This is a genomic window from Poseidonibacter lekithochrous (assembly GCF_013283835.1).
Taxonomy (GTDB): domain Bacteria; phylum Campylobacterota; class Campylobacteria; order Campylobacterales; family Arcobacteraceae; genus Poseidonibacter; species Poseidonibacter lekithochrous.
Genome location: NZ_CP054052.1, coordinates 3,491,225 through 3,504,443, shown reverse-complemented (window position 1 = coordinate 3,504,443; position 13,219 = coordinate 3,491,225). Strand labels below are relative to the sequence as shown.

Below are 13,219 nucleotides of genomic sequence, written 5' to 3'. Positions count from 1 at the left end.
ATTATTCAAAAAAGCGGTTGATACTTGTATCAACTAAATTATAATAAGCTATTAAGGGCTAATGGTGGATGCCTAGACTGTAAGAGGCGATGAAGGACGTACTAGACTGCGATAAGTCTTGGGGAGCTGTCAAGAAGCTTTGATCCAGGAATTTCCGAATGGGACAACCCAGCATATGGAGACATATGTTACTCGAAAGAGAGCTAACCCGGTGAAGTGAAACATCTCAGTAACCGGAGGAAGAGAAATCAAATGAGATTCCCATAGTAGCGGCGAGCGAACTGGGATTAGGACAAACCCTATGCTTGCATAGGGGGTTGTAGGACCAAGATGTGAGATCAAAGAAGATAGATGAAATAGTTGGAAAGCTATAGTATAAAGGGTGATACTCCCGTAATCGAAATCTTCAATGACTCTATTGGTATCCTGAGTAGGACGGAACACGTGATATTTTGTCTGAATCTGGGGGGACCACCCTCCAATCCTAAATACTACTTACAGATCGATAGTGAACAAGTACCGTGAGGGAAAGGTGAAAAGTACTCCAGCGAGGAGAGTGAAATAGAACCTGAAACCATTAGCTTACAATCATTCGGAGCCCTATGTTTTTAACAGGGTGACGGACTGCCTTTTGCATAATGAGCCTGCGAGTTGTGGTGTCTGGCAAGGTTAAGCCAAGTGCGAAGCCGTAGCGAAAGCGAGTCTTAATAGGGCGACTTAGTCAGATGCTGCAGACCCGAAACGAAGTGATCTATCCATGAGCAGGTTGAAGCTGGTGTAAGAGCCAGTGGAGGACCGAACCGGTGTGCGTTGAAAAGTGCTCGGATGACTTGTGGATAGGGGTGAAAGGCCAATCAAACTTCGTGATAGCTGGTTCTCTCCGAAATATATTTAGGTATAGCCTTGCGTAGTAGCATATAGGGGTAGAGCACTGAATGGGCTAGGGCTGCTTACCGCGGTACCAAACCCTATCAAACTATGAATACTATATGTGTAATCGCAGGAGTCAGGCGTAGGGTGATAAAATCCTATGTCGAGAGGGGAACAACCCAGACTAACAGCTAAGGTCCCTAAGTCACATCTAAGTGGAAAACGATGTGGAGTTACTGTGACAACCAGGAGGTTGGCTTAGAAGCAGCCATCCTTTAAAGAAAGCGTAACAGCTCACTGGTCTAGTGATTCTGCGCGGAAAATATAACGGGGCTAAGATGTGCACCGAAGCTTTAGACTTGGATTTATCCAAGTGGTAGGAGAGCGTTCTATTCAGCGTTGAAGATGTACCGGTAAGGAGCGTTGGAGCGGATAGAAGTGAGCATGCAGGCATGAGTAGCGATAATTGAGGTGAGAATCCTCAACGCCGAAAACCCAAGGTTTCCTACGCGATGCTCGTCATCGTAGGGTTAGTCGGGACCTAAGTCGAGTCCGAAAGGGGTAGACGATGGCAAATTGATTAATATTTCAATACCAACAAATAAGCGCGATGTGGGGACGCATAGAGTTAATCGAGCTCACTGATGGAATAGTGGGTCGAAGGACGTAGGTCGTATCTTAGGCAAATCCGGGATACACGAGACCGAGATCTTACAGGCTCTTGACACTCTTCGGAGAAGATAGAGAATCGATGATACTGTCGTGCCAAGAAAAGCCACTAAGTATATTATTTGTTGCCCGTACCGTAAACCGACACAGGTGGGTGGGATGAGTATTCTAAGGCGCGTGGAAGAACCCTGGTTAAGGAACTCTGCAAACTAGCACCGTATCTTCGGTATAAGGTGTGCCTACTTTGGTATAGAGATTTACTCTCAAAAGCTAAAGAGGTTGCAACAAAGAGTCCCTCCCGACTGTTTACCAAAAACACAGCACTTTGCTAACACGTAAGTGGATGTATAAGGTGTGACGCCTGCCCGGTGCTCGAAGGTTAATTGATGATGTCAGCGTAAGCGAAGCATTTGATCGAAGCCCGAGTAAACGGCGGCCGTAACTATAACGGTCCTAAGGTAGCGAAATTCCTTGTCGGTTAAATACCGACCTGCATGAATGGCGTAACGAGATGGGAGCTGTCTCAACCAGGGATCCAGTGAAATTGTAGTGGAGGTGAAAATTCCTCCTACCCGCGGAAAGACGGAAAGACCCCGTGCACCTTTACTACAGCTTGACACTGTAGCTTGGATATTCTTGTGCAGGATAGGTGGGAGGCTTTGATTCATAGACGCCAGTTTATGATGAGCCATCCTTGAGATACCACCCTTGAATATTTGAGTTACTAACTTGGTACGGTTATCCCGTATGAGGACAATGTCTGGTGGGTAGTTTGACTGGGGCGGTCGCCTCCTAAAAAGTAACGGAGGCTTACAAAGGTTAGTTCATGGCGGATGGAAATCGCCAGTTGAGTATAATGGCATAAACTAGCTTGACTGTGAGACATACAAGTCGAACAGAGACGAAAGTCGGTCATAGTGATCCGGTGGTTCTGTGTGGAAGGGCCATCGCTCAAAGGATAAAAGGTACGCCGGGGATAACAGGCTGATCTCCCCCAAGAGCTCACATCGACGGGGAGGTTTGGCACCTCGATGTCGGCTCATCGCATCCTGGGGCTGGAGCAGGTCCCAAGGGTATGGCTGTTCGCCATTTAAAGCGGTACGCGAGCTGGGTTCAGAACGTCGTGAGACAGTTCGGTCCCTATCTTCCGTGGGCGTAGGAAAGTTGAAGAGATTTGTCCCTAGTACGAGAGGACCGGGATGAACGTACCACTAGTGTACCAATTGTTCTGCCAAGAGCATCGTTGGGTAGCTACGTACGGATGAGATAAGCGCTGAAAGCATCTAAGCACGAAGCCAACTCTAAGATGAACTTTCCCTGAAGATCCCAGCAAGACTAGCTGGTTGATAGGCTAGATGTGTAAGCGTTGTAAGACGTTTAGCTGACTAGTACTAATAGATCGTTTGGCTTATTTTTATAACTTGGTTTACTATCTTATTAAGTGTATACTTAATAATTAAGTGTCAACAAAGACGTTAGAAATAACGCAAAGACTTTAACATTACTTTTTATAACTCACTTAATGTGAGTAATGAATATATTTTTTATAATATGTTGATTACTCATATTGCTGGTGGTAATAGAGAAGTGGCAATACCCAGTCCCATTCCGAACCTGGAAGTCAAGCACTTCATCGCTGATAATACTGCAGGGTCCCCTTGTGGAAACGTAGGCCGCTGCCAGCTCTTGAGTTTTTCAAAGCTTAGTTCAAAACATTTAGGTGTTTTTAACTAAGCTTTTTTTTTAGCCCTTTTTTTATCTATCTAAATTTATTCCTTTATATATTAACTATCTTTGTTATATTTTGTTATTTGCTTTATTTTAATGATATTTATCTTATCATTATATACAAAATGTATTTGTAAATTTTACAAGTAATTAAATTATTTTTTTTATAGGATCTCTTTTGTTTAAACCTAATGTTGATAAAGTATTAAAAGTTCTAACTATACTTCCTCCTTTGTTAGTAATATTATTATCTCTAATTATAACTTCATATGTAGTACTTGAAAATCAAAATAACTTTGAAAAAGAATCTCTAAAATTAAAAAAAGAATTTTTGGATAACAATCGAAACAATATAAAAAGTGATGTTTTAAATGTATATAAATTTATTAAGTCTAATTATCGTAATACTGAAGAAAAATTAAAAGTTGATTTGAAAAATAGAGTTAATGATGCCCATAATATTGTTTTAGGAATTTTGAATAATAATAAAGATTTATCAAAAGAGATGAAAATAAAACTTATAAAAGATTCCTTACGTGATGTTAGATTTAATGATGGAAGAGGATACTATTATATTTATAGTATGCAAGGTGAGTGTATACTTTTACCTATACAGAAGAGGCTTGAGGGCAAATCTTTTTTAGAGGTTAAAGATGTAAGAGGTAAATATATTACAAAATCTATAATTGAATCTTTGAAAAGTAATGAAGATAATTTTATGTCATGGTGGTGGTTTAAACCAAGTGATACAAAAAAACAATACCAAAAGCTATCATATAATAAATATATAAAAGAATTGGATATGTATATAGGAACAGGTGAATATGTTCTTGATTATGAAAATGAAATAAAAAAAGATGTTTTATACTATTTAACTAATTTACCTTATGATGTAGCTAGTTATATTTTTATTCTTGATTATAAAGGGAAGTTTATTTTTCATCCTAATTCAGAAATAATCAATAAATATGCTAAATCATTTTCTAATATGGATAAATATAATATTGAAGAAATTATAGAAATTGCAAAAATCGGTGATGGGTTTATTTCTTACGATTCAACTTTTTTTGGTGAGTATTCTATGGCTACTATGAAAACTTCATATATTAGAGGTTTAGATAGATGGAATTGGGCAATTGGAAGTGGTTTTTTTAAAGATAAAATTAATGAAAGTTTATTGGCAAAACAAAAAGTATTAGAAAAATACAATCGAGAATTTGTAATTAAAATTGTTACCCTTAGTGTATTGATCACTTGTATTTTGGTATTAGTACTTATTTATAATATTGAATTTCTAAAAAATAGATTTGAAACTATTCAGAGAAAGATAAATAAAGAAGTAGAAATGAATATTGAAAAAGACAAATTATTATTTCATCAATCAAAAATGGCATCACTAGGTGAGATGTTACAGAATATTGCTCATCAATGGAGACAACCATTATCTATAATTTCTACAGCTGCTAGTGGAATGAAAGTAAAAAAAGATTTTGACAGTTTAGATAGTAAAGATATTGATGATACAGTAAGTACAATTATGAAGTCTACGAATTATCTTTCTAAAACTATTGATGATTTTAGAGATTTTTTTAGAACAGATAAAAAATCTGAAATATTTAATTTATGTGATGCAATTCAAGATTCTATTGACATTTTGGATATTAAACTATTAAAGAATAATATTAAAATTGTATTTGAGAAAAAAGAATTTATTTATGATAGTTTTAGAAATGAATTTATTCAAGTTGTTATGAATATTTTATCTAATGCAATTGATGCTTTTATTGAAGGTATAGATAAATATATATTTATTGATATTAATATTGTTAGTAATAATTTGGAAATTTCTATTAAAGATAGTGCAGGTGGTATAAATGAAAATATTATTGATAGAATCTTTGAACCGTATTTTACTACTAAACATAAATCTCAAGGAACTGGAATTGGTTTATATATGAGTGAAGAAATTATTACGAAACATTTTGAAGGTAAGATATTTGTTGATAATGTTGAATATAAATATGAAGATAAAAAATTAAACGGATCTAATTTTGTGATTTTATTGCCCATAAAAAAAGGCCAGTTGTAAACAACTGACCTTTTTATTGGAAAATAGCAAATTACTACAGTCTAGACTCATATCGTCTAAGCATGTATAATCTCTTAAGCATTTTCTTTCTAGCATTGATTTTTTGTTTTTTTCTGATCTCTGTCATTGGCTCAAAAAATCTTCTAGCTCTAGTTTCAGTAACAATAAGATTTCTATCACATTGTTTCTTAAACCTTCTGTACGCTTCGTCGAAAGATTCGCTATCTTTTACTTTAATGCCTGGCATGTAAAGTTCACCCACTTTCTTTTTAAAATTTAAGTTTGCATTATATTTAAAGTTTACTTAATTTCAATTTAACTAAATTTAGAATATAATATTTCTACTAATTAAAAAGGCAATATTTTGAATTTAACACATTTAGATGATAATAACAGACCAAAGATGGTTGATGTTTCTGATAAGCAAGAAACAACAAGGGTTGCAGTAGCATCTGGACAGATTTCTATGTCTGCTGAAGCTTTCAATGCAATTATCGAAAATACAACTAAAAAAGGACCTGTAATTCAGACAGCAGTTATTGCTGCAATTATGGGAGTAAAGAAAACTAGTGATTTAATCCCTATGTGTCATCCTTTATTGTTAAGTGGAATTAATTGTGATATTGAAGAATTGCCAGAACTACCAGGATTTAAACTTAGTGTAACTGCTAAATTAAATGGACAAACAGGAGTTGAGATGGAAGCACTTACAGGTGCATCTGTGGGATTGTTAACTATTTATGATATGGTTAAAGCAATTGATAAATCAATGATTATTTCAAATGTTCAATTAGAAGAAAAATCTGGCGGTAAAAGCGGTGATTTTAAAAGGGAAAGTAAGTAAAAATGGTTGATTTAAGTAAACAAAAACTAGAGTTAAATTATCCTTGTAATTGGAGTTATAAACTAATTGCATTAGAAAAAATAAATATTAAAAAAGTTGTTAAATCTATAATTTTAGAAAGAGAACATGCTTTAAAAGAATCAAAAACTAGTAGTAAGGGTAAATATAAAAGTTACACACTAGATTTATTAGTTCATAATGAAGAAGATAGAAAAGAGTTGTATCAGATCCTTGGTGATCATGCTGATATCAAAATGGTTTTATAAAATAAGAAATAAGAAAAATTATGAATAGAAGAGATTTTTTTAAATTATCAAGTACTGCTGTTTTATCCTCAACAGTTTTAGCTAATGATACTGTTGACATTGTATCTTTTGAACCTCCTGAGATGAGAAACCCTTATTTCTATGTGGAAGATCAATATATAAATGCGTTTAATTCAATAAGAACAAAATTGACTTTAGTTCAAAGACATGTAGGATATGGAAATTTCAATATTCTAAGTTTTGATCAAATGTTAAAAATTGCTGCGGATACATCAAAAATCGGTGCATTTACTAAGCATGAATTAGAGTTTTTAGAATTTATGTTTTATTATAATCCTTCTGCTCATGGTTTCTATGGAAATAGAATTTCTAATAATATTACTGATACTATAAATAGAAAAGAGATCGATAAGGTTCCAAGAACAGGACATTATTTATTTAAGGGTAAACCTTTAGATACCTATCATGAAATGATTAGAGATGTAGGACATACTCTTACTTTGACTTCTGGTATTAGAAGTGTTGTAAAACAAATGAAACTATTCTTTGATAAAGTAGCTTCTGTTGATGGTAATATTACTATTGCGGCAATTTCTTTAGCTCCTCCTGCTTTTACTTATCATGCTATTGGAGATTTTGATGTTGGGAAAAAAGGTTTTGGTTATGCTAACTTTACTCCAAGATTTGCAATGACAGATGAATTTAGACAAATTAGAAAATTAACATATGTTGATGTTAGATATACAATCAACAATAAGGATGGGGTAAGGTATGAACCTTGGCATATTACGACTGTTTAGAGTTCTAGTATTACTTCTTTGTTTTCAAAGCTTACATGCGCAAGTACAAACATTTGATTTTGATTTTATTAAAAAAGGGGAATTAAACGATAATACCCTTCTTTTAATTGGTGGAATTCAAGGTGATGAACCTGGTGCTTTTATGGCTGCATCTTTAGTTGCAACTCATTATGATATAAAAAAAGGTTCAGTTTGGGTTATTCCTAATCTAAATTTTTACTCAATCATTAAAAGATCACGTGGTCCTTATGGGGATATGAATAGAAAATTCGCGAATCTACCAGAATCTGATCCAGATTTTGAAACTATTCAAAGAATAAAAAAATATCTTAAAGCTCCTGAAGTAAAATTAATTTTGAATTTACATGATGGAAGTGGTTTTTATAGAAAGAAACATATCAATAATAAATATTCACCTAGAAGATGGGGACAATGTTCTGTTATTGATCAATCTAATATAAACGTACAAAGATATGGAAATCTTGAAGAGATATCATCTTCTGTTGTTTCTTCAATCAATAATAATCTTATTAATCCTGAGCATAAGTATGGTGTTAAAAATACTAAGACTAGATTAGGTGACAAAGAGATGGAAAAAACTCTTACATATTTTGCTATTAATAATGGGAAAGCAGCTTTTGCTAATGAAGCTAGTAAAGAGTTACCATTACATGAAAGAGTTTATTATCATCTTCAAGCAATTGAAGCATATATGAAAATTATGGGAATTGAATTTGAGCGAAAATTTGCTCTTTCACCATCAGTTATAAAACAAGTTATGGATCATGATATTTTTATTTCATTTTATGATGAAAAAATAAAACTGCCATTGAGTAAGGTAAGAAACCTTTTAAAGTACTTTCCTATCAACAAGGATGGTGTTGTTGAATTTACACCTTCAAGTCCTTTAATGACTATTGTAAAACATGGAAAAGAGTATATTATTCATTATGGAAATAGAAGATTAGCAAAACTTCATCCTGATTACATAAAATTTGTTGAAGATAATCGTGATATAAATATTACATTAGATGGTCAAAAAGATAGTATTAAATTTGGTGATATTGTATATGCAAAAGAGTCATTTAATATTGCTTCTATTTCAGATTTAAGAGTTAATGTAATTGGGTATACAAATAAAAGCATTAAAAATGAATCAGGTATTACTATTCATAAAAAAGATATTTTAAAAAGATTTTCTATTGACAAAAATGGAGATTTATTTAGAGTTGAATTCTACAAAGGTAAAAACTTTGCAGGAATGATTCTGTTAGGTTTTGAAAAATAGAGTTTTAAACTCTATTTTTTAGTTAAAAAAAACTAATTCTTTTTTAATTTTTTCTTGATTGATTTTTTTACAAGCTGCTTTGTAAACTTCTTCAATTCTTTCTTCATCGTTTCTTACAATTTCTTTTACTTCTTCTAAAGATTTACCTTCTTCAAAAGCAACGAATATTTTATATTCTTTTTTTGTAAATTTCTTTTTTAAAACTTCTTGTAACTCATCTTCAGGTTTTAAAGTTCCAACTAATTTGTCAATATGGTTTAATAATGATTCTGTAAAGTTCATTTTCTTTCCTTTAATTATTTATCCAGTTTTCTAGAGTATCAATATCTTTGTATGAAGTTAGATCTAACATTATTGGAGTAATTGATACATAGTTTGCTTTAATGGCTTCAAAATCACAAGATTCATCTTCACTTTTTCGCCATATTAGAGGGTGTAGACCAATCCAGTAATACTCTTCACCCCTAGGGTTTAAGTGTCTGTGAGTGTCATTTCCGTATTCTCTATAGCCAGCTTTTGTGATTTTAATGCCATTACAGTTTTCTGGTTTTACTTGTGGGATATTAACATTTAAAAACTTTCGTTCTTCTAATGGAAACTTTCCTTCTAAAATCTTTGTGGCTAGTTTGACTATTGTTTCTTTTGCAAGGGCGAAATCCCAGCCATTTTTTACTTCACTACAATTGTCTTTGCATACTTGCGAAATGGCAATTGCTGGTATTTTATGAAGTACTGCTTCCATAGCAGCTGCTGCTGTTCCTGAATAAGTAATATCTTCTCCTAAATTAGCACCAATGTTAATTCCAGAGATTACTAAATCAGGTTTAAAATCTTCTTCAAAAAGATTATTGATTGATACAAAAATACAATCAGTAGGGCTTCCATCATCAACTCTATAGTAGTCATCATCAACCATATCAAGTTTTAGTGGTTTATCAAGCGTTAGAGAGTGACCACAAGCTGATTTGTTCTTTGCTGGTGCAACTACTGTTATTTTTGCGATTGGCTCTAGAGCCTCTTTAAGAGCTTTTAATCCAACAGCATCAAACCCGTCATCATTTGTTAATAAAATATGTTTTCTCATGATACGATAAATGCTCCTGGTAATTGTGTGATTGTATTCTCTAAATTATTATTTACTTTAAATCCACTTTCTAATTCGATGTCAGCTAGTTTAGATTTAATTAGAATCTTTAATTCTCTTTTCCCTTGATTATTTGCTACTAAATCAAATAGTCTAAAAATAGTTTCTTCTTTATTATCAAAAGGTAGAGCAATAGTTAAAGGTGGTTCTACTTTTACAACTTTGTGTACTTTTAATTTTTCTTTTTTTGCATCTTTTAGGTCTTCAATTTTTCTAAGACTCATTTTCGCACCAAATTGTTCATCTTGAGTAATTCTTACTTTAAATGCAATTGGTTCATCTAAGTTAAAATCTTCCCTTAACTCTTTGATTTTATCTTCAAAAAGCATAAGTTCAATATTTCCATGTAAATCCAGAATATTTGCAATTCCAAACTTGTTACCTTTTTTAGAGATTCTCTCTGTAATTGATTCTACTTTTCCTACAAAAAGAACATCACTACCATCTGCAACTTCATCAATTTGAGAAGAAAGTGTATAGTTGATTTTTTCCATTTGCTCTCTATATTCATCAAGTGGATGTCCTGAAACATAGAAACCTAAAGCAGCTTTTTCAAACTCTAGAATTTCTTTTGCAGTATATTCTTCTAATTGCTCTAACTCTACAGTAAGTCTTGTCATCTCTTCTGAGTCACCAAATAGTGAGTTAGTTGTTTGTTTACGTAAAAGCATTGCATCTTTTACTTTTTCACCAATTAATTCAATTTGTTCAAGCATTGATTTTCTAGAATAACCAAAGCTATCAAATGCTCCTGATTTTGTTAGGGATTCTATTACTCTTTTATTTACTTTACTTCCATCAATTCTTGAGATGAAATCTGATAAATCTTTGAAGTCACCACCTTCTTTTCTTGAATCTAAAATAGAATTAATTGCAACATCTCCAGCACCTTTAATAGCACCCATACCAAACATTACTACTTCTTCACCTTCTAGTTTAGTTGCTGAGAAAACAAGGTCTGATTTATTAATATCAGGTGGGAATAGATCTAAATCTAATCTTTTAACTTCATCAACATATTTTACAACTTTATCAGTATTATCTTTTTCTAAAGTAAGCAGTGCCGCCATAAATTCAGAAGGATAATATCTTTTTAAATATGATGTATAAAATGTTACAAGTGCATAGGCTGCTGAGTGAGATTTATTAAATCCATATCCTGCGAACTTTACAATAAGGTCGAATAGTTCTTCACAATGGGCTCTGTTATAACCTTTTTTAACTCCACCATCTGCGAACTCACCTTTTAGTCTATCCATCTCTTCTACAATTTTTTTACCCATGGCTCGTCTTACAAGGTCCGCCCCACCAAGTGAGAAACCACCGATTGTTTGTACAATCTGCATAACTTGCTCTTGATAAACAATAACCCCATAAGTAGGTTTTAGAATTGGTTCTAGAGGTGCTGTAAACTCATCGTAGAAATAGTCAATCTTTGCTCGACCATGTTTTCTATCGATGAAGTCATCCAGCATTCCTGACTCCATTGGACCTGGTCTATATAATGCTAGAACGGCAATAATATCCTCAAAATTATCTGGTTTTAGTCTTTTACATAAATCTTGCATACCGTCGGATTCTATCTGGAATAGTCCAATTGTGTTACCTGTTTGAATTAGGTCATAAACACCTTTGTCATTAACATCGGCAGTTAAGAAATCGATTCTTTTCCCATGTCTTTTTTCAATAAGTTTTAAACCCTCTTCAATAACTGTTAGGGTTTTAAGACCTAAGAAGTCAAACTTAATTAAATCCACGTCCTCAACATATTTACCATTGTATTGAGTGGCTAAAGTATCAAGTCCTGAGGGTTTAAATAAAGGAGTTTTATTCCATAAAGGTTCATTTGAAATTACAACACCCGCTGCGTGAGTACCGGCATTTCTATTTAGTCCTTCAAGTGCTAAAGCATATTCCCATACTCTTGCTGCTTGTGGATCTGCATCACAAAGCTCTTTGATCTTTGGCTCTTTTTCATAAGAGTTTGTAAGGTCAATTCCTAATTCATCTGGAATTAGTTTTGCCATTGCATCGGCTTTTGAATAAGGCATATCTAGAACTCTAGCAACGTCTCTAATTACCCCTTTTGCAAGTAACTTACCAAAAGTAATAATCTGTGCAACATTGGCTCGTCCATATTGCTCAACAACATAATCAATAATTTCCCCACGTCTTGCTTGACAGAAATCCATATCGATATCTGGCATTGAAATTCTTTCTGGGTTTAGGAATCTCTCAAAAAGTAATCCATAAGGCATTGGGTCAATATCGGTAATCTCTAGTGAGAAAGCTACCAGTGAACCAGCAGCTGAACCCCGTCCCGGACCAACTGGGATTTTCATCTGTTTTGCAACAATAACGAAATCCCATACAATAAGCATATATCCTGGGAATTTCATATTATTGATAATGTCAATTTCTACTTGTAGTCTGTCTTTATACTCTTGATGTTTTGATTCATCAACAATCTTAAGTCTTTTATCTAAACCTCTCCAACATTCATCAATAAATAAAACTTTATCATTCTCAAGTGAATATTCAAGTTCAGGTTCTGGTAATGCTAGATTATTAACTTCTGATTTTTGTCTAGTGAATTTAAAGTTAGGAGGAGTTGGATCTCCTAATTTAATCTCTAAATTACATTTATCAGCAATTTCTTGAGTAGCAGCAATTGCTTCTGGAATATCAGCATATAATTTTGCAATTTGTTCTGGTGATTTTAAATAGAACTCATGAACCGAGTGTCTTAGTCTATTTGGATCGTCATAAAGTTTATTCATTGCAATACACATAAAGGCTTCATGTGCATCGGCATCTTTTGGATTTAAGTAGTGAGTATCATTTGTGGCTACTAATTTAATTCCAGTTTCATGGGCAATTCTTAGGATTTGATCATCAACAAAATGTTGATCTTCAATACCATGTCTCATGATTTCTAAATAAAAATCATCTCCAAAAATATCATGATATTCTAAAGCAATCTCTTTTGCTCTTTCATATCCTTTTGCTCCATTTTTAACGTTTCTTGGATTTTTTAGGTTTAAGTGCCAGTTAATTTCACCTTGTAAACATGCAGCTGAACAAACAAGACCTTCAGAGTTTTCTCTAAGAAGTTTTTTGTTAATTCTTGGATAATAATAGAATCCATGCATATAAGCTTGTGAGCTTAAGAACATTAAGTTTTTATAACCAGTTTGGTTTTTAGCATATAAACATAAGTGAAACCTTTGTCTATTTGTTTTATCACCTAACTCTTCTGAGTTGTGAATATAAGCTTCCATTCCAATAATAGGTTTAATATCTTGTGCTCTCATTGCATTATAAAAGTCAATAGCTCCGAACATATTACCATGGTCAGTCATGGCAACAGATTTCATTCCTAGTTCTTTTAATTTTTTAGCAAGGGGTTTAATTTTGTTAGCACCATCAAGTAGTGAATATTCTGTATGTAAATGTAAATGTGTGAATTGTGGTGTATTAGACATATATAATCTTTAAAATAATTTTTATTCTTTAATAGT

The 13,219-nt window shown here is 33.2% G+C and carries 9 protein-coding genes and 2 rRNA genes; 7 read left to right on the top strand and 4 right to left on the bottom strand.

What is annotated here, in order from left to right; translation table 11 throughout:
* The first annotated feature begins 41 nt into the window (after positions 1-41).
* The 3 genes from ALEK_RS16840 to ALEK_RS16830 all read left to right on the top strand — a co-directional run bounded on the left by ALEK_RS16840 (position 42) and on the right by ALEK_RS16830 (position 5,356).
* Positions 42-2,955, top strand: a 23S ribosomal RNA gene (locus ALEK_RS16840).
* Positions 2,956-3,108: 153 nt separating this feature from the next.
* Positions 3,109-3,224, top strand: a 5S ribosomal RNA gene (gene rrf / locus ALEK_RS16835).
* A 221-nt stretch (positions 3,225-3,445) separates the two neighbouring features.
* Positions 3,446-5,356, top strand: coding sequence for a sensor histidine kinase (locus ALEK_RS16830; RefSeq protein ID WP_071628031.1), 1,911 nt, complete (start codon positions 3,446-3,448; stop codon positions 5,354-5,356).
* Positions 5,357-5,390: 34 nt separating this feature from the next.
* On the opposite strand, the gene rpsU is transcribed toward ALEK_RS16830, so the two are convergent.
* The gene (gene rpsU, locus ALEK_RS16825; protein WP_071628030.1) at positions 5,391-5,603 is read right to left on the bottom strand and encodes a 30S ribosomal protein S21; all 213 of its coding nucleotides are present in this window, start codon (positions 5,601-5,603) and stop codon (positions 5,391-5,393) included.
* Between the two features lie 117 nt (positions 5,604-5,720).
* Here rpsU and moaC point away from each other — a divergent pair, with 117 nt between their 5' ends.
* Genes moaC through ALEK_RS16805 form a run of 4 tightly spaced genes read left to right on the top strand, consistent with a single transcriptional unit; the run spans position 5,721 to position 8,554 of the window.
* Positions 5,721-6,200, top strand: a complete 480-nt coding sequence (moaC, locus tag ALEK_RS16820) for a cyclic pyranopterin monophosphate synthase MoaC (RefSeq protein WP_071628029.1) — start codon at positions 5,721-5,723, stop codon at positions 6,198-6,200.
* 2 nt (positions 6,201-6,202) lie between these two features.
* Positions 6,203-6,466 carry an HP0495 family protein gene (locus tag ALEK_RS16815; RefSeq protein ID WP_071628028.1) on the top strand — a complete coding sequence of 88 codons (264 nt, stop codon included), beginning with the start codon at positions 6,203-6,205 and terminating at the stop codon, positions 6,464-6,466.
* Positions 6,467-6,486: 20 nt separating this feature from the next.
* Positions 6,487-7,266 (top strand): D-alanyl-D-alanine carboxypeptidase family protein, encoded by a 780-nt coding sequence (locus tag ALEK_RS16810; protein WP_071628027.1) that lies wholly within the window; start codon positions 6,487-6,489, stop codon positions 7,264-7,266.
* The gene (locus ALEK_RS16805) at positions 7,238-8,554 is read left to right on the top strand and encodes a M99 family carboxypeptidase catalytic domain-containing protein (RefSeq protein WP_071628026.1); all 1,317 of its coding nucleotides are present in this window, start codon (positions 7,238-7,240) and stop codon (positions 8,552-8,554) included. The genes ALEK_RS16810 and ALEK_RS16805 overlap by 29 nt, the downstream gene beginning before the upstream one ends.
* An 18-nt stretch (positions 8,555-8,572) precedes the next feature.
* Here the strand turns inward: ALEK_RS16805 and ALEK_RS16800 are convergent, their stop codons facing one another.
* The 3 genes from ALEK_RS16800 to dnaE are packed head-to-tail and all read right to left on the bottom strand — an operon-like array spanning position 8,573 to position 13,183.
* The gene (locus ALEK_RS16800) at positions 8,573-8,836 is read right to left on the bottom strand and encodes a hypothetical protein (protein WP_071628025.1); all 264 of its coding nucleotides are present in this window, start codon (positions 8,834-8,836) and stop codon (positions 8,573-8,575) included.
* A gap of 10 nt (positions 8,837-8,846) precedes the next feature.
* On the bottom strand, positions 8,847-9,638 hold the full coding sequence (surE, locus tag ALEK_RS16795; RefSeq protein ID WP_071628024.1) for a 5'/3'-nucleotidase SurE: 792 nt from the start codon (positions 9,636-9,638) through the stop codon (positions 8,847-8,849).
* Positions 9,635-13,183 (bottom strand): DNA polymerase III subunit alpha, encoded by a 3,549-nt coding sequence (gene dnaE, locus ALEK_RS16790; protein WP_071628023.1) that lies wholly within the window; start codon positions 13,181-13,183, stop codon positions 9,635-9,637. Before dnaE ends, surE begins: the two co-directional genes overlap by 4 nt.
* Positions 13,184-13,219 lie beyond the last annotated feature (36 nt).